Genomic DNA, 22,903 nt, shown 5'->3' with positions numbered 1-22,903 from the left:
TGGGATGGAGGTACCACTATGTATGACAGGGAAATGGAAAAAGCTGCCCGTATGGCCATGGATAAACAGCCGAAGAAGCGGGTTCTGTCTTTTACCTATCAGGATACATCGTATTTTATCAAGCGCAGCCTGTCCAACGGGCGCAACCGCTTTGCCAAGCAGAACGCGCACACGGCCTATCTGACGGAGGTCTATAAAATCGGACTGGTGAACAGCCGGATTCCTCTGGCGCCGGCCATCGTCTTCCTGGGTCCCGATTATTTCGTCATGAAAGCCAGCGGCCGGCCGCTGCAGCGCATCGTAAAGGAATATCCGCAGGACGCGGCCGAAGCCTATCACAAGGCAGGAGTGGCCCTGGCCCAGCTCCATTCATACGGACTGCATCATGGCCGGCCCGCCCTGCGCGATATTGCATGGAATCCCGCTACCCGTTCGATTACCTTTCTCGACTGGGAAAATGAAATGAAATTCTTCCATATCGATGGCCGCGTCCTCGATCTGTTCTTATTCATCCACAGCTATTTCCGTGAAGGATGGCCTGGAAACAATCTGCTGGATCAAGCTATAGAGGGGTATCGCTCTGTTCCGGGATGGGAAGCGCGGCTGAGTGAACTCCAGCACTTCATCACAGGCCACGGCATCGTCTTTGGCATCTGCCGGCACCTGATAAAGACCGGCTGGATCGACGTCGTGTCGGTCAGCAAGGCTGAAGCGTATATACGGGGGCTTTCCTGAGTGTTACGGAAAAGGGACTGGATAAGAACGCATATTTCACAGAAGTATGCTGTCATGCCCAGTCCCTTTTTCTTATTCTTTTGTCTGTACGGTTATACCGGCCAGTTTTTCATAGAAGGTCACCATGCAGCTGTTGTCTTCCCGGCCGCGGCCTTCCTGCATGAGGCTCTGGGTAATCTGCTGTACGATTGGTGCCAGCAGCAGGGGGACGTCCAGTTCCTGTGCCGTTTCCATGACGTGATTGATATCTTTCATCTGACTTTCCAGGAATCCGCCGGGAGCAAAATCGCGGCCATAGATACGGGCTGCTTTTTGTTCCAGTATGGCACTGCCAGCCAGACCACCCCGCACAGCTTCATACACTTTCTTAGGATCCGCACCGGCTTTCTGGGCCAGCACCAGGGCTTCGGAGACGGCAGCGATATTGATGAAACACATGATCTGATTGCACAGTTTCGTCACCGATCCGGCCCCGTTAGGTCCTGTTACGACGGCCGATGAGCCCATGGCCAGAAAGACGTCCCGGACCCCTTCTGCTACCATTTCGTCGCCGCCAATCATGAAAGCCAGCGTGCCGGCTATGGCACCGGGTTCGCCACCACTTACGGGTGCATCGAGGAAGGGACAGCCGGCTTTTTGTGCTAGGGCGGCAAATTCCTGCGATTCGACTGGAGCCACCGAGCTGGAGTCGATGAGGACCGTACCGGGGCGGATGCCGGCCAGTACGCCGTCGGGACCGGTGAGGACATCTTTTACAATGCGCCCGCTGGGGAGCATGGTGATGACCACATCCTGATTCCGGGCCGTTTCCCTGCCCGTCAGTGCCGTGTGGACCCCTTGCTGTTTTAGTTCCGCTATGGCTTTCTGGTTGCCGTGTCCATTGTCTATGATTGTGACATCCATCCCTGCCTTGCACAGGTTGCGGACCATGGGGACACCCATGATGCCCAGTCCGATAAATCCGATTCGTTTCATATCATTCATCTCCTCTGTGAAAGTGAGTCATCGTCCGTATGGGTTCAAAACTACGCCGGTGAATCGGGCAGGGCCCGTAGGTTTCGATGGCCTCTTTGTGTAGTCTGGTCAGATAGCCTTTGTGCACGGCAAAACCGTATTCCGGGTAAGTCTTGTCGTACTGTTCCATGAGCCGGTCCCGGGTCACCTTGGCAATAATCGATGCCGCCGCGATAGATGCGCTGAGGGCATCGCCGTGGACCAGGGACTGATGGGTCACCGTAAGGGCCGGCAGAGGCATGGCATCGACCAGGACGGCTTCTGCCGGGACGGACAGGGTCCGGACGGCATCGTACATGCCCTGTTGGGTCGCGTGATAGATATCAAGGTCATCAATTTCTTTTTCCGATTTGGCGATGCACGAGACGGCGACGGCTTCGGCCATGATTTTGTCGTAGAGCCGTTCCCGTTTGGCCGGCGGTACTTTTTTGCTGTCATTCAGGCCGGGACATTCCCAGAAGGGAGGCAGGATGACGGCAGCGATCATAACCGGTCCTGCGACGGGTCCCCGCCCCGCTTCGTCAATGCCGGCCACGTGATAGATGTTTTCATTATAAAATCTGGTTTCGTAGGTATACATAGAAAGCAGCCGTTCCCGTTCTTTTTCTTCCCGCACTTTGCGGCGCATAAAGGCGGCGGCTTCTTTTTGTACGGACACGCGGGAGTCTTCCTTCATAGCCTGCAGTAGGGCCGGGATGTCGGTCTGTCCGTCTTTCAGCATAGCTTTCAGCTCTGCCAGTTTATAGGCTGCCGTTTCCATTACGCATCCTCCCCGCTGAGTTCTTCTACCCGGTCGAGGGACAGGGCACCAATGCGGCCTTCGCGGAACTCTTTCAGTATGAGCTTGTACGTTTTTTCCATATCGACGGTGCCGCCCGATACGATACAGCCCCGTTTGCGGCCGATGGCTTCGACCGTGGCAAGTGGAGCTTCGTCCAGGCTATCGAGCTTGAACCGGCCTTTTAGTTCTTCCGGATACCACTGACCCAGTTCCCGGATCAGTTCGGAGATAACCGTTTCCATGTCAAAGACCGTATCGGAAATGGCTCCTGTCGCGGCCAGCCGGCAGGCATAGGTCTGATTTTCCAGTTTCGGCCAGAGCACGCCCGGCGTATCGAGCAGTTCCAGCTTGTCTCCCAGATGGACCCATTGCTTGCCCTTGGTTTCGCCGGGCTTATCGGCCGCTTTGGCCACGTTCCGGTGTGCCAGGGTATTGATCAGTGTCGATTTACCTACGTTAGGAATGCCCAGGATCATGGTACGTACCGACCGGGTCCTGAGCCCCCGCATCTTCCACCGTTCCAGCTTGGGAGCGGCCAGCTGGCGTACCTTGCTGAGGAGCTGTTTGACGCTGCGACTGTCTTTGCTGTTGAGAGCCAGCACGAGGCGGCCCTGCTGTTTATAATAAGTCAGCCACTCCGCCACACAGTCCGGATCGGCCAGATCAGCTTTATTCAGAACGACCAGAGACGGCTTCTGCCCGATGAGCTTTGCAATCATAGGATTGGTACTGCTCATGGGAATCCGGGCATCGACCAGTTCGATGACGACGTCGATGACTTTCAGATTGTCTTCGATGAGCCGGCGGGCCTTGGCCATATGGCCGGGAAACCAGTTGATAATCATATATACTACCACCTTTCTATCTTCTATTCTACTGGATTCGGCAAAAACCGTCAAACACCTATCCGAAGATGGTCCGTGCTCTGCCTGATAATCGAAAAAACAGGACCCGCGTGGAGCGGATCCTGTTTTTGTCTATCCTATGCCGTTGTATCGATCAGCCTTTACGGGTTGCCGTTAATTCCTGTACATGGGCAATGAAGTCGTCTACCGGCTGTGCACCGATATCACCTTTGGCGCGGTCGCGGATGGAGAGGGTATTGTTTTCCATTTCCTTATCGCCGATGACAGCCATGTAGGGAACTTTTTCCATCTGGGCCTTGCGGATCTTGTAGCCAATTTTTTCATTGCTTTCGTCTACTTCTACGCGGATACCCATCTTCTTGAATTTCTTGCGCAGTTCCTTGGCATAGGCCAGATGTTTGTCCGAAATGGGCAGTAATTTGACCTGTACCGGAGCCAGCCATACGGGGAAGGCACCGTTGTAGTTTTCAATGAGGATGCCCAGGAAACGTTCGACTGAACCGAAGACGGTACGGTGAACCATGACCGGACGATGTTTCTGGCCATCTTCGCCGATGTAAGTCATGTCGAACCGTTCCGGCATGAGCATATCCAGCTGGATAGTACCGCACTGCCAGGTACGGCCGATGGAGTCTTTGACATGGAAGTCCAGTTTCGGGCCGTAGAATGCGCCGTCACCTTCGTTAATCTGGAAGGGAACGCCTTTTTCTTCGATGACTTCACGCAGCGTCTTCGTAGCCAGATCCCAGATTTCATCAGAGCCCATGGAATCTTCCGGACGGGTGGACAGTTCTACGTGATAATCGAGGCCAAAAATCTTGTAAGCTTTATCAATGAGATCCATGACGCCGGAAATTTCCTGTTTCATCTGGCTCGGCAGCATGAAGATGTGGGCATCATCCTGCGTGAAGCAGCGGACGCGGAACAGGCCGTGGAGGGCACCGTGGAGTTCGTGACGATGGACGAGGCCCAGTTCAGCCATCCGCATGGGGAAATCACGGTAGCTGTGGACGTTGCTCTTGTAGACGAGGATGCCACCCGGGCAGTTCATCGGTTTGATGGCGTACGGTTCATCATCAATAGTGGTGAAATACATGTTTTCCCGGTAATGATCCCAGTGACCAGACTGTTCCCAGAGATGACGGCTCAGGATGGTCGGCGTACTGATTTCGTCGTATTCGGCTTCATCATGGAGTTCGTACCAGAGTTTGAGCAGTGTCTTGCGAAGGACCATGCCTTTGGCGTGGAAGAACGGGAAGCCCGGGCCTTCTTCGTGGAAGCTGAACAAGTCGAGCTGTTTGCCCAGTTTACGATGATCACGCTTTTCGGCTTCTTCCAGCATGTGGAGGTAATCATCGAGGTCAGATTTCTTTTCAAAAGCCGTACCGTAAATACGCTGGAGCATCTTGTTGTGTTCGTCACCGCGCCAGTAGGCACCGGCAACGGTCTGCAGCTTGAAGGCTTTAACAGCGCCCGTAGAAGCTGTATGGGGGCCGGCACAGAGATCGACGAAATCGCCCTGGCGGTAGAGGGAAATTTCAGCGTCTTCCGGCAGGTCCTGGATCAGTTCTACTTTATAATCCTGACCGGCTTCTTTAAAGAGTTTCAGCGCATCTTCACGGGATACGACTTCTTTCGTAAGAGGCAAGTTTTCTTTGACGATCTTGGCCATTTCGGCTTCGATTGCCGGGAAATCTTCCTGTGTGAAGCGGTGTTCTGTATCGAGGTCATAGTAAAAGCCGTTTTCAATGGACGGGCCAATAGCGAATTTTACGCCCGGGAAGAGATGCTGGATAGCCTGGGCCATGACATGGGATGCTGTATGGCGAAGGGTATCTTTGCCAGCCTGATCGTCAAAGGTGAGGAATTCAACAGTCGAACCGTCGGTAATCGGTTCACGCAGGTCTGTTACTTCTCCATTTACCTTTGCGACTAATACTTTTTTTGCCAGGCTGTTGCTAAGCTGTTTGACGGCTTCGGCAAGAGAAATGCCATCGGCAAATACTTTCTTGCTACCATCTTTCAAAATTAATTCTGCCATAAAAAACATCCTCCTTTGTAATACAAAAGCTCCCGTCCTCAAGGGACGAGAGCTTACTCACGTGGTTCCACCCTAGTTCAGCAGACAATACCTGCTGTACTCGAACGCGGTAACGGTGCGACCGGACATCCATACTCTATTCCGGATGCCAGTTCCAAGGCGGTAACAAAGTCGTGTCTTATGGGGTACTCTCACCACCGTACCCTTCTCTGGTATAAAACGAACAACCAGTCATGTCCTTGTCAAAACTGTTTTCTTATCACTAGGTATGCGTAAATTATACGACCGCCTTTGCCGCTTGTCAAGGGGGAATAGGGTTTGAAGTTTGAAGTTTGGGGTTTGATGTTTGGGGTTTGATGTTATTGCCTCAGACAGAAAAAGGACTGTGCATGACAGCCTTTGCTTTCATGCTACAGTCCTTTACCTATCTCAGCTATTAGCCTTTGATTTTTTTGATAGCAGCAGTCAGGAGCGGAACGATCTTGAATGCGTCGCCTACGATACCATAATCGCAAACTTTGAAGATAGGAGCATCTTCATCTTTGTTGATGGCGATAACGCAGTCAGAACCACTCATGCCAGCGAGATGCTGGATAGCACCGGAAATACCGCAGGCAATGTAGATTTTCGGACCTACCGTTTTACCTGTCTGGCCTACCTGATGGAGAGCATCGATCCAGCCAGCGTCAACAGCAGCACGGGAAGCGCCTACAGCACCGCCGAGAACGTCAGCGAGGTCTTTCAGCATGCCAGTGAACGGTTCAGGACCATTCATGCCACGGCCGCCGGATACGATAACGTCAGCTTCTTCGATTTTGATGCCTTCGCCGCCCATTTTGATGAGTTCAACGAATTTGGTCATGAAATCAGCGTCGCTGAGGTTAGCAGTCTTTTCGATAACTTCACCTTTGGCATTAGGATCAGCTTCCGGTTTTTTGAATACGTTCGGGCGAACGGTACCCATCTGCGGGCGGTTGTCCGGGCAAATGATTTCAGCCATGATGTTGCCGCCGAGAGCCGGACGAGTCCAAACGATGGTCTTGCCGTCGTCGTCAACAGCCAGGCCCGTGCAGTCAGCCGTAAGGCCGGTCTGGAGGGAGTTGGCAATACGGGGGCCGAGGTCACGGCCGATGTTCGTAGCGCCTACGAGGAATACATTCGGTTTTTCTTCATGGAAGAAATCGCAAATGACTTTTGCATATGCCGTCGTGTTGTAGTTTTCCAGTTTCGGATCGTCATATACATATACTTTATGTGCACCGTGGGCAATCAGTTCCTGTGCCAGCGGTTTTACATCTTTACCAATCAAGATAGCGCCAACTTCGTCACCGATGGTGTCAGCCAAAACGCGGGCCTGACCCAACAGTTCGAAAGATACGTTGCGCAATTTGCCTTCGAATTGTTCAGCAATGACATAAATGCCTTTGTATTCTGCTAAATCCATTTTCACTTTTCCTCCTTAGAATTAAATGATTTTCTGAGCAGTCAGTTTTTCCATCAAGGTATCAACAGCTGCCTGGTCGTTGTCATCTTCAACAGGAATGATGAGGCCCTGTGTTCTCTGAGGCGGTGTGAAAATCTTACGAACTTTCGTCGGGGAGCCGTTCAGGCCGATTTTGGTTTCGTCAGCTTTAACGTCATCAGCGGAGAGTTCAGGAATTTCGCGACGTTTTGCTTTCATCGTGCCACGGATGGTCGGGAAGCGCGGTTCGTTCAATTCTTTAACAGCCGTAATCAGGACAGGGAAGTTAGCTTCCGTAATGATGTAGCCTTCTTCGTTCTGCTGTTTTACTTTTACGCATTTAGCTTCTTCGTTTACTTCGATAGCTGCTGCATAGGTAATCTGCGGGATGCCGAGTTCGCAGGCGATCTGCGGGCCTACCTGTGCCGTATCACCATCAATAGCCTGTTTGCCGCAAAGAATGATATCGAACTGTTCGATGCCTTTGAGTTCAGCTACTTTTTTAACAGCCTGAGCCAGGCAATAACCTGTAGCCAGCGTATCGGAACCGCCGACTTTGCGGTCTGTGAGGAGGTATGCTTCATCAGCGCCCATAGCCAGACCTTCACGGAGAACGTCTTTAGCCTGCGGGGGCCCCATGGAGAGCAAAGTTACCTTTGCGCCCTGGTTATCTTTTAACTGAAGAGCAGCTTCCAAAGCGTTCTGGTCGAACGGATTGAAGATGTTCGGTACACCGGCACGAATGACGGTATGTTTTACGGGATCAATTTTTACTTCTGCTGTGTCCGGAACCTGTTTGACACATACCAATATTTCCATATTTCTGTTGCCTCCTAAAAATAATTTTTATGTCAACAGCGCTAATGGCTGCCTCATAAACAAGGATAGGTTATTTGAGCAGGAAGCCCGATGTAACCATGAGCTGTACTTCGTTGGTGCCTTCATAGATCTGCGTAATCTTGGCGTCGCGCATATGACGGGCAACGGGGTAATCTTCGGTGTAGCCATAGCCGCCAAAGATCTGGACAGCTTCTGTCGTAACTTCCATAGCGATATCGGAAGCCATTCTCTTGGCAATGGCAGCTTCCAGAGAGAAGCGGCCGCCGGCCTGTTTGGCTTCGGCTGCTTTGTAAACCAGGAGACGGGCTGCTTCGATCTTCATCTTCATATCAGCCAGTTTGAAGGAAACGTTCTGGAATTTGCAGAGCGGACGACCGAACTGTACACGTTCTTTCGAATAGGCGACAGCGTCGTCAAGGGCAGATTCAGCGATGCCGAGAGCCTGGGCAGCGATGCCGATACGGCCGCCGTCGAGGGTCTGCATAGCGATGATGAAGCCTTTTCCTTCTTCACCGAGCAGGTTTTCTGCCGGAACTTTGACATCCTGGAAGATGAGTTCCATAGTCTGGGACGTATGAATGCCCAGTTTGTCTTCTTTCTTGCCAAAGGTGAAGCCTTCCCAGCCTTTTTCAACGATAAAGGCGGAAATGCCTTTCGTGCCTTTGGATTTATCCGTCATGGCAAATACGATGTACGTATCAGCCTTGCCGCCGTTGGTGATGAAAATCTTGTTGCCGTTAAGGATGTAATGATCGCCATCCTTGACAGCCGTCGTCTGCTGCATAGCAGCGTCGGTGCCGGCACCCGGTTCGGTCAGGCAGAACGCACCGAGTTTTTCACCCGTTACGAGCGGTTCGAGATATTTTTTCTTCTGTTCTTCCGTACCATACTGCCAGATGGGGTTGGTACCGAGGGAAATGGAAGCGGAAACGGTTGCTGCCATACCGGCATCATATTTGGCAATTTCTTCCACGCAGAGGATATACGTCAGTACATCGCCGCCGTCATTGCCCATTCCACCGTATTCTTCAGGATAGTAAATACCGGCAATACCCATGTCCTGCATCAGAGCTTTTACATGTTCTTCGCCAAAATCACCTGCGTGATCGCGTTCGCCGATATCCGGTTTTATTTTCTTTTCACAATAATCATGGACGGTTTTAACGATGTCTTTCTGCAGATCATTCAATTTAAAATCCATACTGTTCCCACTCTCCTTAAACATCTATTACGTATACGTAAAAACTAAAAGGTCTTCTTTCCTGCCATTGATACTGCATAAATACAAAAATTTTACACTATCTATACGGAACGTCGCTTGCAACAAGGCAAACGTATCCGACCTGCAAGCTCTTACACTTGCATTGTACAACTTTTCACGTATTTAATCAATAGAAAAAGGCGCTATTTATACAATGCATTTATTCCTTTTTTTCATGATTGAATAGTTATCATTGCAAACGATAGTTTACAAAATATTTATAAATGATTTATGAATACACGTTTGAATTATAAAGTAACATTTTTAAAGGCCATATATAGCTATATTGTATATCCGTACAAAAACGTATAGCCGTACCAGACTAGTGGTCCTGCCGATACAAATACATGTGGCATCATCTTCCTTTATTCTCTTTCCTCTCATGCCTCGTACAGGGACAGGAAATGTCGCAGGATATGAGCTGTAATGCCCCATATGGGCCACTTCTGATACCGATAAATATAAACGGAATATGTTTTGCGCCGCTTCCAGCTGCGGTCACCGCGAAAGCTGTTGTACAAGACGTCTTCCGGGAAATCAGCTCCGGGACGGGTGGCGATTTCCATATGCTTTTCCTCTGGCCGGACCGAGCGAAGGTAGGAAATGGGGGCCGTAAATATTTCCGCTATTTCTCCGCGGCTCAAAGTGAAATCCTGCGTATGAATCCGGGCCGCAAAAGGCCAGACAGTGACGCCCGCCATGGATTCAATATAATCTAGGGGGCCCAATATGTCTATATCGCCGCGGCATACCCCCAGTTCCTCCATCGTTTCCCGTATGGCCGCATCGAGGGCGCTGGCATCGCTTTTTTCTATACGGCCGCCGGGAAAACAGATATCCCGCGGCTGCCAGGCCAGTTTGCTGCTCCGGACTTCAAAGAGTATGTGTTCTTCCCCGCCAATGGTGAGAATTGGCAGGATGACAGCACAGGGCGTATTATTCAGGGACGTAAGGTGATGCACCGTCCGGTTGGGAGTGAGTTTATCTTTCATGACACGGCTCCTTCTGCAAAAAAAGGGATGCCCGGCGGCACCCCTTTTCCTATATTATTTTACGACGATATTGATGATTTTCTTCGGTACGACAATGAATTTGACAACCTGCTTGCCATCGGTAAAGGTCTTGACGTGAGGACGGGCGAGAGCCAGTTCCTTCAGTTCGTCTTTCCCCATTTCGACAGGAACGGTGATGCGGTCACGTACTTTGCCGTTGACCTGGATTGGCAGTTCGATTTCATCGACCTGAAGGGCGCTTTCATCGACTTTCGGCCAATCCTGTTTGTGGACATCGCCTTCAAAGCCGACTTTCTGCCACAATTCCGCTGTGATATGAGGTGTAAACGGTGCCAGAATCTTGAGCAGATTTTCTACGACTTCTACGGCCACATCCTTGCGGATGGACGTATTCTTGTCCACGTAGTTGTACATGGCGTTGACGTATTCCATGATGGAGCTGACCGCCGTATTCAGTGCATAGTGGTCATCGGCCCCTTTGACATCGACCGTTACTTTGCGGATGGACGTGTATTCGACGAGACGCAGTGCTTTTTCTGCTTCCGTGTACGGACGGCTGCTGTCGTCGCCGGCTTTCGCCAGATCCATGTACTGGAAGACGATGCGCCATACACGGTTCAGGAAGCGGTACGAGCCTTCTACGCCCGTATCCGACCAGGGCAGATCCCGTTCGGGCGGAGCGGCGAAGAGGATGAACAGGCGGGCCGTATCGGCACCGTATTTCGATACAATTTCTTCCGGCGATACGACGTTACCTTTGGATTTACTCATCTTGCTGCCATCGAGGAGTACCATCCCCTGGGTGAGCAGGCGTTCGTACGGTTCGACTTTATCAACATAGCCGGCATCGTACAGGACTTTCATGAAGAAGCGGGCGTAGATCAGATGGAGGATGGCGTGTTCAATGCCACCGATGTACTGATCTACATTCATCCAGTAATTGGCTTTCTTCGGATCGAAAGGCATTTCCGTGTTGCGCGGATCGGTATAGCGCAAATGATACCACGACGAGCACAGGAAGGTATCCATCGTGTCCGTTTCGCGGATAGCCGGGCCACCGCATTTCGGGCAGGTCGTGTGGAGGAATTTTTCGCTCGTTTCCAGAGGAGACGTAGCGCCCGCCGTAAATTTGACGTCTTCCGGCAGTTCGACCGGGAGCTGGTCTTCCGGTACGAGCTGTTCGCCGCATTTTTCGCAGTAGACGACCGGAATCGGAGCACCCCAGTAACGCTGACGGGAAATCAGCCAGTCGCGGAGACGGAAGTTGACCGTCGCGTGACCATAGTCGTGATCGACGAGCCATTTCGTAATGGCTTTCTGCCCTTCTTTAATGGACAGGCCGTTGAATTCACCGGAATTGATGAGGTAGCCTTCGCCCGTGTAGGCTTCGGTGATGTCATCGTGTTCGTAGTCGATCTTGCCTTCCGGATCCTGGATGACATATTTGATGGGAATATTGTATTTCTTGCAGAATTCAAAGTCACGCTGATCGTGGCCGGCAACGCCCATGACGGCGCCGGTACCATAATCGACGAGGACATAGTTGGCAATCCAGATAGGCACCTTGGCCTGGTTGAGCGGGTTGATGGCATAGGCACCGGTGAACATGCCAACCTTTTCGGCGTCATCGGACGTACGTTCAATATCGCTCTGATTGCGCATCTTTTCGATGAAGGCGCGCAGTTCGGCTTCATTGGGCTTACCTTTGATGATCCGTTCCACAAAGGGATGTTCCGGAGCCAGGACGACGAAGCTGGCACCAAAAATCGTATCGACACGGGTCGAGAACAATTCTACACGTTCACCGATTTCCGGGATGTCAAAGAAGAAGTTGGCCCCTTCGCTGCGGCCGATCCAGTTGCGCTGCATGGTCTTGACCCGTTCCGGCCAGCCCGGCAGCTTGTCCAGATCGTCGAGGAGACGGTCTGCATAATCGGTAATCTTGAAGAACCACTGTTTGAGGTCTTTCTTGACGACCGGGTTGTCACAGCGCCAGCAGACGCCGCCTTCAGCCTGTTCGTTGGCAAGGACGGTGTGGCAGTGTTCGCACCAATTGACCTTGGCTTCCTTGCGGTATGCCAAGCCCCGTTTATACATCAGTTCGAACATCCACTGTGTCCATTTATAATATTCTTTATGGCAGGTGGCAACTTCCCGGTCCCAGTCGTAGGACAGGCCCAGGGATTTCTGCTGCCGTTCCATGTTGGCTATGTTGTCATAGGTCCATTTTGCAGGCGGGATATTATGCTGGATAGCCGCATTTTCTGCCGGCATGCCGAATGCATCGAATCCCATAGGATGGATGACGTTGTAACCAATCATTCTTCTATAACGGGCAATGACGTCACCTATAGCGTAGTTGCGGACATGGCCCATATGCAGATTGCCCGACGGATACGGGAACATTTCCAGTACGTAGTACTTGGGCTTGTCACTTTCGTCCGGGCATTTATCTACTTTATTATCAAGCCAGATTTTCTGCCATTTCTTTTCTATTTCTTGTGGAATATATTTTTCCATTCTTCGACCCCCCACGTCGCAAATAAAATAGAAGGTAAGGTTGTTGACCTTTCTATTATAAAGGGGTTGTAACGTCAAGTCAATTCATGTTTTGCAAATCCGTGCCAAAAGTTTTCCGGTTCAAAGCCTTTGCGCCAGAAGGAAGCCCCGGCCAGCTGATAGGTGTGAATGAGGTCTTTTTTTTCTTTGAGAGACTTTTCATCTTCGAACCAGATGCGCAGTCTTCCCTTGGGAAGGCGGGTATCGAGGTAATACAGTCCCAGGTCTGCATCCCAGGTGATGGAAGAGGCATATTTTTCGCGGACGCGGTGGCTATCTGCCATAGTAAGGGTACGGACGAATAATTTCGATTTTGCCTTTGCCGTACCTGTCCGGGCGGGTGCTGTACCTGCCGGGGGGACGGTTGCTTTGACAGATTCAGGCCAGCTTTCTATGTCTTTGGGAAGGTCTTTACCATCATCTGCTTCATACCAAATCCGCATGTAAAGGGGCATGCCCAGGACGACTTTATGGGCGGGAACGAATTTCAGCGTATTCTGTATGGCCGTCTGCACCCACGGGTATGTGGCCGTCGGGCCCGGCACGGGGCTGGTGCGGCCCACCTGGTCATAAGCCATGAGCATGACGTAATCGACGCTCTGTCCCAGGGCCGCCCGGTCGTACACGAGGGACCAGTTGGGGCTGTCCGAAAGAGGCGTCACATCGATGGACGTTTTCAGGCCATACGCCCGGGCGGCGTCGGAAAATTCGCCGACAAACCGGGTAAGCAGGTCTTTATCGCCGTAGTTGACGTTTTCAAAATCAATATTATACCCGGAAAATTCATAGAGGATGCCATAGCCGATGAGTTCCTTGATAAGCTGTTCCCGCAGCTCTTTCCGGCTCAGTATGTCGTGGGTCTGGCCGGGATTGAAGTTATTATCGACCAGCGGCCAGACAGCGTATCCTTTGGCTTTCCATTCCATGATAAGCGTATCGAAGTCGGGATTACGCAGGAGGACGCCGTCTTTGGTAATACGGAAGGCACAGGGGGATACGACGGGCTGCTTCGTCCGCAGGGGCGGTACCTGGGCGTTTTCATCCATGACCGGATCCCAAAGCAGCACCATGCCCAGGGCGTCGCGGCCATATTTTTTCATGACTTCTCCTTCAGGCAGAGGCTGCTGGCGCAGTTCCAGGGCAGACCGTTCCTGCCGCGCTGCCGGGAGCAGTTCCATATGATCCGGTTCGAGGACATAGCTGATGCCCAGGGGGCGGCGTACATGGGAAATGCTGATATTGCGGCCTTCTTTGCTTTCTGCGCCGGGCAGGGTCAGGCTCACATTGCGGTCCTTCCACAATTCCCTTCCATCATCAGCAGCGGGAAGGCGGAACCAGTACTGCCCTTTCTTTGACCGGTTGGGATAGATGCCGTATTGCTGCAGTGCCTTGTCACTGACCAGCCATCGCCGGCCATCTTCTACAATCTGCAGGTCCCTGATATTCTGATTGGAAATGGGATTTTCCACGACCGGGACGGTAAAAACGGGATCGGCTGCTTTTCCTGCCGGGCTTTCCCCTTTCGGCGCAGCCCAGGCACCGGTAGTGGCCGCACAGGTCAGGAATGCGGCAAGGCAGATTTTTTTTATGTTATGTCTATGCATGGTATGTTCTCCTCATCGTTGAGTACGGCTTCCCTAATGACCGCCTCTGTTGTATAATGAATCAGCTGTATTCATTGCAGCAGTCTTCATTATATCACAAAGGAGCGGCATTTTTTATGCATCAATACTTATTTTTTATCGGTTCCTTCCCAATCCGGGCCTATGGTCTGTTATTTATGCTGGGAATCATTTCGGCTGGCATCACGGGATATTACATCATGAAGAGGGACGGACGCGGCTGGCATGTCCATATCTTCGACTTTACCATGTACTGCGGCCTGTCAGGCATCGTCGGCGGCCGGCTGTGGGATGTCTTCTTTTTTGACTGGGCCTATTATCACAATCATCTCACGGAAATCCCCTACGTCTGGCAGGGCGGCATGGCCATCCAGGGCGGCCTCTTATTCGGAGCCATTGCCGGTATCCTCTACACGAAGTATCATCACATCGACACCTGGGCTTTTGCCGATCTCCTGGCACCGGCCATCATCCTGGGCCAGTCCGTCGGCCGCATGGCCAATCTCATGAACGGCGACGCCTTCGGTCATCCTACGGGCGGGAATTTTGGCATCGTTTACCCCGATACGACTCTGGCCTACCATACGTACGGGAACCAGCCTCTCTGGCCGGCTGAAGTCTGGGAAGGACAGGGAGATATCCTGATTTTTGTCCTCCTCCTCTTTTACAGCGCCTTTCCTCACAAGAAAGGGCAGGTATTCTGCCTGTACGTCATGCTCTACGCCATCGAACGGTTCTTCCTGGAATTTCTCCGTGGCGACTACGTCAACCTGACACTGGGCCTGAAATCAGCCCAGATGACCAGCGTCATCGCCTTTATCATCGCTCTCATCGCCTTCATCATCCTCCAGTGGAAAGGAAGCCGGGACACTGGAGATGCCATGCAGAAATGATGGATATTTGATGTTTGACGTTTGATACTGGCTGTCTGACTTATCACGTAAATGCCAAAACAGGCTGTTCCATTAAGCAAATTTGCTTAATGGAACAGCCTGTTTTTCATATACAGCACTGCTAACAGTCAGCCGCTGACTGCTAAATGCTAGCCGCTAGCCACGAATCACTGGCCACTAATCACGGCCTGCGGACTGCTAGCCACTACTTTTCTTCCCGTTCCAGGGCATCTTTCAGCGTATGCCATGCCAGGACGGCGCACTTGACACGGGCCGGCATGTTGGAAATGTTCTTGAGGGCAATAGCATCTTCCAGTTCTTCCAGCTTGTCATCGTCAGTCACTTCCCGCTTGATCATTTCCAGGAAGAGGTTGACCAAGCGCAGCGCTTCTTCGACGGTCTTGCCCTTGATGAGGTCAATCATGATATCAGCCGAAGCCTGGCTGATGGCACAGCCATGGCCTGTATAGGCGGCATCTTTGATGACCCCATCCTGAATATCAGCCTGCAGGGTAATATCGTCGCCACAGCTCGGGTTATGGCCGTGTTCGCTGAGGTTGGCACCATCGAGGGGATGCTTGTTTTCCTGACACTGGTTGTGTTCCAGGATGATGTCGGAATACAATTCATTCATATTTTCCATGACTTTTTATCTCCTTAATCGTTGAAGCCCATCTGCTTGCGGACGAGAGGCAGTTTTTCAAGGAAGTAATCCACTTCTTCGAGGGTATTGTAGATATAGAAGCTGGCGCGGTTGGACGCTTCTACGCCGAGATGAGCACCGAGCGGCTGGGCACAATGGTGGCCCGAACGGATGGCAATGCCGAAGCTGTCGAGGATGGTAGCCGCATCATGAGGATGGACACCGTCGATGGTAAAGGTAATGACGCCCGTCTTTTCTTCCGGATCGGTGCTGCCGATAATGTGGATATGGGGAATCTTCTTCATCCCTTCCAGGCAGTGTTTCGTCAGTTCGTATTCATGGGATTCGATATTGTCCATGCCGATGTCTTCCAGATAATCGATAGCGGCGTGGAGGGCGACGGCACCTTCTACGTTCTGGGAGCCGGCTTCGAATTTAAAGGGCAGTTCATTGAACGTCGTGGACTGTTCCTGAACGTATTCGATCATATCGCCGCCCAGGAGGAACGGTTCCATTCCTTCCAGGATGGCTTTCTTGCCATAGAGTACGCCCGTGCTGGCCGAGCCGCACATCTTGTGGCCGGAGAATACGAAGAAATCACAATCCAGGTCCTGTACGTCCGTCTTCATATGAGGCGTGGACTGGGCGCCATCGACGATGGCAATGGCTCCTACGGCATGAGCTCTGGCCACGATGTCCTTTACAGGCCGTTTCATGCCAAAGACATTGCTGACGGCGGCAAAGGAAACGATTTTCGTCTTGTCATCGATCTTAGCCAGGTCTTCTTCCGTAAAATGGCCTTCCTTGTCGAGATACATATAGACCAGTTCAGCTCCGGTCTTCTGGCAGACGCGCTGCCAGGTAACCAGATTGGAATGATGTTCCGAAATAGGAATGACGATTTTATCGCCTTTTTTCAGTTTCGGTTCGGCGTAGCTGCGGGCAATGAGGTTCAGGGCTTCCGTCGTATTGCGCACGAAGACGACTTCTTCACTCGATGCGGCATTGATGAAGCGCCGTACGGCTTCGCGGGCTTCATCATAGACTTCACCGGCTTCGATGCTCAGGATATGGGCACCGCGATGGGGATTGCCATTGTGATGTTCCAGGAGATCCACGATGGCATGAATGACCTGATAGGGCTTCTGCGTCGTTGCCGCATTGTCAAAATAAACAATCTGATGACCATTGTGGACTTTAGTCAAGATGGGGAAATCTTTGCGTACATTTAGCATGGCAATCACCTTTCTTATAGCAGAACTGCATCTTTTCCCGTACAGCCTGCAGAACTTTATTTTCTAAATCAGTATCACCCAGTTTATCGATGACCGGGCGGATATTGGATTCGACGATGATCAGCTGGGCTCCTGCTTCATTGAAGCCGCGGCTCATGAGGTAGAACAGCTTGTCCTTATCGATCTGGCCGGCACTGGATGCATGGTTGCCGACGACGTCGTCTTCCTTGCAAAGCAGCAAGGGAACCGAAATGGAATGGACGTTGGGGCTCAAAAGGATGCATGTATCCGATTCGGACCCGACGGCCTTTTTGCCACCGCGGAGGAAATCAATGGTACCACGGAAATACTTCTTCGACGTATCGAGAAGGGCACCCGTCGTCACGATATCCGTGTTGGTCTTGACGCCTTTTGTCGGTACCCAGTAGGAAAAATCGACAATCTGGTCATCATTTCCCAGATACATGGCCTGACTGTTGAAATTGCTTTCATCGTGCATCAGGTCTGTCTTATAGTAGACGATAGCCGCCTTGGCACCGATTTCCGCACTGACATAATCGATTGTGCTTTCCTTACCGGCATCGGCATAGCGGTGTTCCACATGGCGGACGTGATGGCCGTGGAGCTGTACTTTGCTGACCTTGACGTGAGCCTGTTCGCCTGTCTTGACATAAGTCAGGAAATTAACATATCCACCGGCTGCATCGCCGTCAAAAATCAGGTATACGGTGAGGTCGCTGTGATCTCCGGCCTGAATGGTGAGCTGGCCCGTAATCTGCGGGACGGCAGCACTGACCGTATAGTCAAGCCATACGGCACCTTTCTGGCCTGCACCGACCGTTACGGCACAGCCCGTATTGCTTTCATCGAGGGCCTTGTTCAGGTCTTTTTCATTGGATCCCTGGAAGTCCCCCAAATCCGGTACCTGCCGGCCCGTATAAAAGGATACGGCAGCATCGCCGGTATGACGTTCAGCCGGTGTATAGGAGGGCACGGATTTCTGTGCCAGTGGTTCTAAATCGAGGTGATTGACTTTCATCCAGCGGAAGGTAGGACGCGGAAGCTGATTATATTGTACGACTACTTTATCTTTTGCCATTCTTCTCCTCCTCCCTTATTTCAACGAACCTTTGAGTTCGAGGTTGATCAGGTTATTCATTTCAACGGCATATTCTAATGGCAGTGCCTTGGAAACCGGTTCTACGAATCCCCGTACGAGCATGGCCCGGGCTTCATCTTCGCTGAGGCCACGGCTCATGAGATAGAAAATCGCTTCGTCGGAAATACGGCCGATAGAGGCTTCATGGCCCAGGTCGATGTTGTCGTTCTTGACGACGATAGCCGGGATCGTATCAGACTGGGACTGTTCATCCAGCATGAGCGATTCACAGCTGACGTTGGCCTTGGCTCCTTCTGCCTTGGGATTGATGACGACGCTGCCTCGGTAAATGCAGACACCGCCGCTCTTGCTGATGGATTTGGAATTGATGTTGCTCGACGTATGAGGCGCATTGTGGACGACCTTGGAACCCGTATCGAGATATTGTCCCTTACCGGCAAAGGTTACGCCCGTGAATTCGCAGTGTGCCCCTTCTCCCTGGAGGATACTCATAGGATAGAGACAGGACGTATGGGATCCAAAGGAACCGGTGACCCAGTTGATGGTCCCGTTCTTGCCGACAATGGCCCGTTTCGTATTGAGGTTGTACATATTTTTGGACCAGTTTTCGATTGTCGAATAGGTCAGCGTAGCATCGTCACCTATGAAGAGTTCGACGCAGCCGGCATGGAGGTTGGCCACGTTGTATTTCGGTGCCGAACAGCCTTCGATGAAGTGGACTTTGGCACCTTTTTCGACGATGATCATGGTGTGTTCGAACTGGCCTGCTCCCGGTGCATTGAGACGGAAATAGCTCTGCAGGGGAATGGACACATCGACACCGGCCGGTACGTAGACGAAGGAGCCACCAGACCAGACGGCGCCGTGGAGGGCAGCGAATTTATGATCCGTCGGCGGCACGAGTTTCATGAAATGGGCCTTGACGATATCTTCGTACTTTTCCAGTGCCGAATCAAAATCCGTATAGACGACGCCCTGCTGCACCAGTTCGTCCTGGATGCTGTGGTAGACGACTTCCGAGTCGTACTGGGCGCCGACGCCGGCCAGGGATGTCTTCTCCGCTTCGGGGATGCCCAGGCGGTCGAACGTATCTTTGATATCGTCGGGAACGTCATTCCAGTCGGCTTTCATCTGAGCGTTCGGGCGGACGTAAGTGACGATATTGTCCATATCGAGTTCACTGATATCCGGACCCCAGTCGGGATATTCCATGTGGTTAAAAATATCGAGTGATTTAAGACGGAAATCGAGCATCCACTGCGGTTCGTGTTTCTTTTCCGAGATTTCACGGACGATATCTTCCGTAAGACCCGCTTCCGTCTTATAGGAATAGTTGAAATCCTTTTTAAAATTATACATATTGCCGAAATCGGAGAAGGTATCGATTTTCTGACGTTCTGCATTCAGTTTTTCTTCCCGTTCTTCGACCAGCTTTTCTTTTTCATCAGCCATAGTCCTACCTCCTATTCAGCCTGTCCTCTGAATGATTCGTACCCGTTGGCTTCAATGGTCTGGATGAGCGAGGCGTCGCCACTCTTGACAATGCGGCCGTTGATGAGGACGTGAACGAAATCCGGTTTGAGATGCTGCAGGATTTCACTATGATGAGTAATGACCAGGATAGAATTGTTTTCGTTATGATACTGGGATACCGTTTCCGAAACGATGCGGACGGCATCGACGTCGAGGCCCGAATCGATTTCATCGAGCATAGTCAGCTTGGGTTCGAGCATGCACATCTGCAGGATTTCCGTCTTCTTCCGTTCGCCGCCTGAAAAGCCGTCATTGACATACCGTTCGGCATAGGATTTATCCATTTTCAGCTGATCCATCTGGGCATGCAGTTTTCTACGGAACGGCATGATGCGCTGCTGCTGGCCGGAAACGGTGCTCTTGGCATTACGGATGAAATTTTCAACAGAAATACCCTGTACAGCGATAGGCTGCTGAAATGCCATAAAAATACCGGCCTTAGCTCGTTCATTGACGGGGGCATCGGTAATATCATTTCCTTCAAAGAAAATCTTTCCTGCTGTTACGACGTATTTCGGATTGCCCATAATCGCATTGAAAAGCGTCGATTTGCCGGCGCCATTGGAACCCATGATAACGTGGGTTTCTCCTGTATTAATTGTTAAATCGAGACCTTTCAGGATTTCTTTGCCTTCTACGGCGATGTGTAATCCTTCTACTCTCAGTAATTCGCTCATGTTGTATCACTCCTATGAAACTTCTTGAACCGTGTCAGAGCTAATTTGTAATGTATACTGTTTAGCTACACATAAGATTACTCCAATACGGAATTAAAGTCAACTCTTTTGGTGCATTTTATCATGCAATTTGGAAAAAAACTATGTCCAGCAAGAAAACGGAGCTGCCATCACAGCCCCGTCTACTTATTTCTTTTTCCGACGCCATCCGATGATCTGAGCCAGGACGGCAAGAACTGCCAGCACCAGCAGACCGATCATCTTGGCCGTCGGCCCTTCCATGACCAGCGCGTAAATCAGATAAAAGAATACGACAAGCCAGAGAAATATGTTTATCTTGCGGACCATATCATCACTCCTGTGCAGCTTCCTGCCGCTTCATGGCCAGTTTCGCCTGGATATACATGGCGCATTCGATGCGCTTCTTCTGGATGCGGCAGCTCAGTTCGTACGGTGTCTGGATGTTGCCGCCATATTTGATATTGTTGGCGTGACATCCGCCACTGCAGAAAAACTTGGCCCAGCACTTGCAACACTCCGGTTTATTGAGGACATGCATATCGCGAAACAGGGCCGGAATAGTATCATTCGTCACGCCATCGTAGACGTTGCCGATGACATAACCGTCCTGGCCTACGAACTGATGGCAGGGATAGATGTCACCATTGGGGACGACACACATGTATTCGTGACCGGCACCACAGCCGCGCAGCCGTTTGGCGATGCAGGGGCCGCGGTACAAATCCATAATAAAATGATAATAAACGAACGGACGACCTTCATCATAACGCTGAAGATAAAAATCCGTAAGGCGGTCGTATTCATCAAAAATCCTGGGAAGATCGTCGTCCGTAATGGCATAGGATAAATCGTCGCCTACGACAGGTTCCATGGAAAGACCTTCAAAACCCAGATCCGCCATATGCCGGACATCTTCTGTAAAATCCAGATTATATTTGGTATACGTACCGCGCACGTAATATTCTTCGCCATTGCGGTGTTTGGCTGCATAAACCTGATTCCGTGCACATGTGTCGTACGAGCCGTGACCGCCTGCATCGGGACGCATGCGGTTGTGGACTTCCGGACGGCCATCGAGGCTCAGGATAAGACTGATATGCTGGTCGGTCAGGTATTTCACTTTGGCCGGATCCAGGAGCATACCATTCGTCGTGAGCGACAGCTTAAATACCTTATCGTGGATTTTTTCCTGTTCGCGGATATATTCAATAGTCTGTTTCACTACATCGAAATTCATAAGCGGTTCGCCGCCAAAGAAATCGATTTCACAGTGCTGCCGCTTGCCTTCTGTGCTTTTAATAAGCAGATCGACGGCCCGTTTTGCCACATCGAAGCTCATGAGTTCCCGTTTATGCGTATCATAATCACCCCGGGATGCAAAACAGTATTTGCAGCGCAGATTGCAGTCGTGGGCAATATTGAGGCACAACGATTTGATGACCGGTTCTTCCTCAGCCACGACTTTAAAATTATCACACATGGGTGCGAAGAGCATTTCTTTTTCTATCAGTTCATCCAGTTCGGAAAGAGATTCATCTAGTTCACTCCGGGAATACGTCGTCCCCAGTCCTTCATAGACGGCGTTTTTATTCGTGCCGTCATAAATGTCGAGGATATCGTAAGTCACCTTGTCGATGACATTGATGATGCCGCTATTGACGTCGAGCAGCATGTACGTTCCGTTCTGGCAATATTTATGGATCATCGGATTAATTTGTTCAGACATAGTTCCTCCATACAAAAAGAATACCCTTTACCTTCCGGTAAAGGGTGTCCCCTCAGTGTTCAACCTTATTTTGTGCAGACCTGATTGCCTACCGTGCAGGATGTCTTGCAAGCGGACTGGCAGGATGTCTGGCATTCGCTGCAGCCAGCGTGCTGCGCCGTCTTCTGGATAGATTCTGTATTAATAGTAATGATGTGTTTTGCCATGATATTCACCTCTCATAATTATAACTGGTATTATTGTAACATAGAACCGTATTTTCTACAATGTCTTATAAAAGACTGAATCCTTCAAAAACAAAATTTTTCCCAACCCGCACGACGATGGATCGTTCCTGGAACAGCTCATTCGTGTCAAAGAAAATGTCGAACCCGCCACGATAGGTGACATAGACGGAGTTGATATGTTTCAGATATCCCCGGATTTCTTCAGCGGAAATTTCCGGTTCCCCGTCGGACCGCCATTTCTTATTCTTAAAATTGGCAATGAGCGGTGCATGGGCCAATACACGGACATGATGCTGATGAATCCAGTCCCATATTTCTTTGCTATACCGTTCGGCTTCTTCCTTCTGGTCTTCACCGAGACCTTCCAGCGTAAATAATACAGGCTTGTCACCGTACATGACTTCATCCATATAACTGCCTTTTACATATTGTAAACTCATATCGATTGAACCCTCCACCGTACAAATTCACAGACACATATCAATCACTGTGCCCTTTTATACTACAAAATTCTACAACATTTGTCAAACTGAGATAGCAAAAACAGGACAATATATTTTATATTTTTCAATTTCAGTACGTTATATACAGATACCCCGTCAGATGTTCAGGCCCCGTTCCGGTTCATAAATTC

At 50.9% G+C, this 22,903-nt stretch carries 21 protein-coding genes and 1 other annotated feature; of the genes, 2 read left to right on the top strand and 19 right to left on the bottom strand.

All coding sequences use genetic code 11. The annotated features are described in order from the left end of the window. The first annotated feature begins 18 nt into the window (after window positions 1–18). The gene (locus B2U90_RS10080) at window positions 19–735 is read left to right on the top strand and encodes a hypothetical protein (protein ID WP_292017697.1); all 717 of its coding nucleotides are present in this window, start codon (window positions 19–21) and stop codon (window positions 733–735) included. 72 nt (window positions 736–807) lie between these two features. Here the strand turns inward: B2U90_RS10080 and B2U90_RS10075 are convergent, their stop codons facing one another. The 10 genes from B2U90_RS10075 to B2U90_RS10030 form a co-directional block, all read right to left on the bottom strand. Further along, window positions 808–1,710, bottom strand: coding sequence for an NAD(P)-binding domain-containing protein (locus tag B2U90_RS10075; protein ID WP_150824291.1), 903 nt, complete (start codon window positions 1,708–1,710; stop codon window positions 808–810). 1 nt (window position 1,711) lies between these two features. Continuing rightward, window positions 1,712–2,509, bottom strand: a complete 798-nt coding sequence (locus B2U90_RS10070) for a ribonuclease HII (RefSeq protein WP_170087708.1) — start codon at window positions 2,507–2,509, stop codon at window positions 1,712–1,714. Beyond that, window positions 2,509–3,375 carry a ribosome biogenesis GTPase YlqF gene (ylqF, locus tag B2U90_RS10065; protein ID WP_059077319.1) on the bottom strand — a complete coding sequence of 289 codons (867 nt, stop codon included), beginning with the start codon at window positions 3,373–3,375 and terminating at the stop codon, window positions 2,509–2,511. The genes B2U90_RS10070 and ylqF overlap by 1 nt, the downstream gene beginning before the upstream one ends. Window positions 3,376–3,529: 154 nt before the next feature. Further along, on the bottom strand, window positions 3,530–5,437 hold the full coding sequence (gene thrS / locus B2U90_RS10060; protein ID WP_075582161.1) for a threonine--tRNA ligase: 1,908 nt from the start codon (window positions 5,435–5,437) through the stop codon (window positions 3,530–3,532). Between the two features lie 38 nt (window positions 5,438–5,475). Continuing rightward, window positions 5,476–5,692: a binding site (T-box leader), on the bottom strand. Between the two features lie 181 nt (window positions 5,693–5,873). After that, window positions 5,874–6,881, bottom strand: coding sequence for an electron transfer flavoprotein subunit alpha/FixB family protein (locus tag B2U90_RS10055; protein WP_075582160.1), 1,008 nt, complete (start codon window positions 6,879–6,881; stop codon window positions 5,874–5,876). A gap of 21 nt (window positions 6,882–6,902) precedes the next feature. Next, window positions 6,903–7,718: an electron transfer flavoprotein subunit beta/FixA family protein gene (locus B2U90_RS10050; protein WP_292017696.1), complete on the bottom strand. Its 816-nt coding sequence runs from the start codon at window positions 7,716–7,718 to the stop codon at window positions 6,903–6,905. A 70-nt stretch (window positions 7,719–7,788) separates the two neighbouring features. Beyond that, window positions 7,789–8,940 (bottom strand): acyl-CoA dehydrogenase, encoded by a 1,152-nt coding sequence (locus B2U90_RS10045; protein WP_059077323.1) that lies wholly within the window; start codon window positions 8,938–8,940, stop codon window positions 7,789–7,791. Window positions 8,941–9,380: 440 nt separating this feature from the next. Then, window positions 9,381–9,992: an NUDIX hydrolase gene (locus B2U90_RS10040; RefSeq protein WP_059077324.1), complete on the bottom strand. Its 612-nt coding sequence runs from the start codon at window positions 9,990–9,992 to the stop codon at window positions 9,381–9,383. A gap of 54 nt (window positions 9,993–10,046) precedes the next feature. After that, window positions 10,047–12,533 carry a leucine--tRNA ligase gene (gene leuS / locus B2U90_RS10035; RefSeq protein WP_113856195.1) on the bottom strand — a complete coding sequence of 829 codons (2,487 nt, stop codon included), beginning with the start codon at window positions 12,531–12,533 and terminating at the stop codon, window positions 10,047–10,049. Between the two features lie 74 nt (window positions 12,534–12,607). Continuing rightward, a complete protein-coding gene (locus B2U90_RS10030) occupies window positions 12,608–14,176 on the bottom strand; it encodes a glycosyl hydrolase family 18 protein (RefSeq protein ID WP_292017695.1) in 1,569 nt (522 codons plus the stop codon). A gap of 116 nt (window positions 14,177–14,292) precedes the next feature. Between B2U90_RS10030 and lgt the strand changes: the two genes are divergently transcribed. Next, complete coding sequence (lgt, locus tag B2U90_RS10025) at window positions 14,293–15,087, top strand: prolipoprotein diacylglyceryl transferase (protein WP_075582158.1); 795 nt, start codon at window positions 14,293–14,295, stop codon at window positions 15,085–15,087. Window positions 15,088–15,292: 205 nt separating this feature from the next. Here the strand turns inward: lgt and sufU are convergent, their stop codons facing one another. The 9 genes from sufU to B2U90_RS09980 form a co-directional block, all read right to left on the bottom strand. Beyond that, window positions 15,293–15,730 carry a Fe-S cluster assembly sulfur transfer protein SufU gene (gene sufU / locus B2U90_RS10020; protein ID WP_059077328.1) on the bottom strand — a complete coding sequence of 146 codons (438 nt, stop codon included), beginning with the start codon at window positions 15,728–15,730 and terminating at the stop codon, window positions 15,293–15,295. Between the two features lie 14 nt (window positions 15,731–15,744). Beyond that, the gene (locus B2U90_RS10015) at window positions 15,745–16,965 is read right to left on the bottom strand and encodes an aminotransferase class V-fold PLP-dependent enzyme (RefSeq protein ID WP_075582157.1); all 1,221 of its coding nucleotides are present in this window, start codon (window positions 16,963–16,965) and stop codon (window positions 15,745–15,747) included. Further along, a complete protein-coding gene (locus tag B2U90_RS10010; protein WP_170087711.1) occupies window positions 16,928–18,064 on the bottom strand; it encodes a SufB/SufD family protein in 1,137 nt (378 codons plus the stop codon). Before B2U90_RS10010 ends, B2U90_RS10015 begins: the two co-directional genes overlap by 38 nt. A 15-nt stretch (window positions 18,065–18,079) precedes the next feature. After that, window positions 18,080–19,444 (bottom strand): Fe-S cluster assembly protein SufB, encoded by a 1,365-nt coding sequence (sufB, locus tag B2U90_RS10005; protein WP_206085032.1) that lies wholly within the window; start codon window positions 19,442–19,444, stop codon window positions 18,080–18,082. 104 nt (window positions 19,445–19,548) lie between these two features. Next, a complete protein-coding gene (sufC, locus tag B2U90_RS10000) occupies window positions 19,549–20,295 on the bottom strand; it encodes a Fe-S cluster assembly ATPase SufC (RefSeq protein ID WP_059077332.1) in 747 nt (248 codons plus the stop codon). Between the two features lie 186 nt (window positions 20,296–20,481). Then, a complete protein-coding gene (locus B2U90_RS09995) occupies window positions 20,482–20,643 on the bottom strand; it encodes a hypothetical protein (RefSeq protein ID WP_154662689.1) in 162 nt (53 codons plus the stop codon). Window positions 20,644–20,647: 4 nt separating this feature from the next. After that, window positions 20,648–22,042 (bottom strand): thioether cross-link-forming SCIFF peptide maturase, encoded by a 1,395-nt coding sequence (gene scfB, locus B2U90_RS09990; RefSeq protein ID WP_292017694.1) that lies wholly within the window; start codon window positions 22,040–22,042, stop codon window positions 20,648–20,650. A gap of 65 nt (window positions 22,043–22,107) precedes the next feature. Beyond that, window positions 22,108–22,248, bottom strand: coding sequence for a six-cysteine ranthipeptide SCIFF (scfA, locus tag B2U90_RS09985; protein ID WP_059077334.1), 141 nt, complete (start codon window positions 22,246–22,248; stop codon window positions 22,108–22,110). A gap of 65 nt (window positions 22,249–22,313) precedes the next feature. Beyond that, the gene (locus B2U90_RS09980; protein WP_059077335.1) at window positions 22,314–22,709 is read right to left on the bottom strand and encodes a hypothetical protein; all 396 of its coding nucleotides are present in this window, start codon (window positions 22,707–22,709) and stop codon (window positions 22,314–22,316) included. Window positions 22,710–22,903 lie beyond the last annotated feature (194 nt).

The organism is Megasphaera sp. UBA4233 (genome assembly GCF_002395615.1).
Taxonomy (GTDB): Bacteria; Bacillota; Negativicutes; order Veillonellales; family Megasphaeraceae; genus Megasphaera; species Megasphaera hexanoica.
This window is presented reverse-complemented; position numbering and strand designations above follow the sequence as displayed.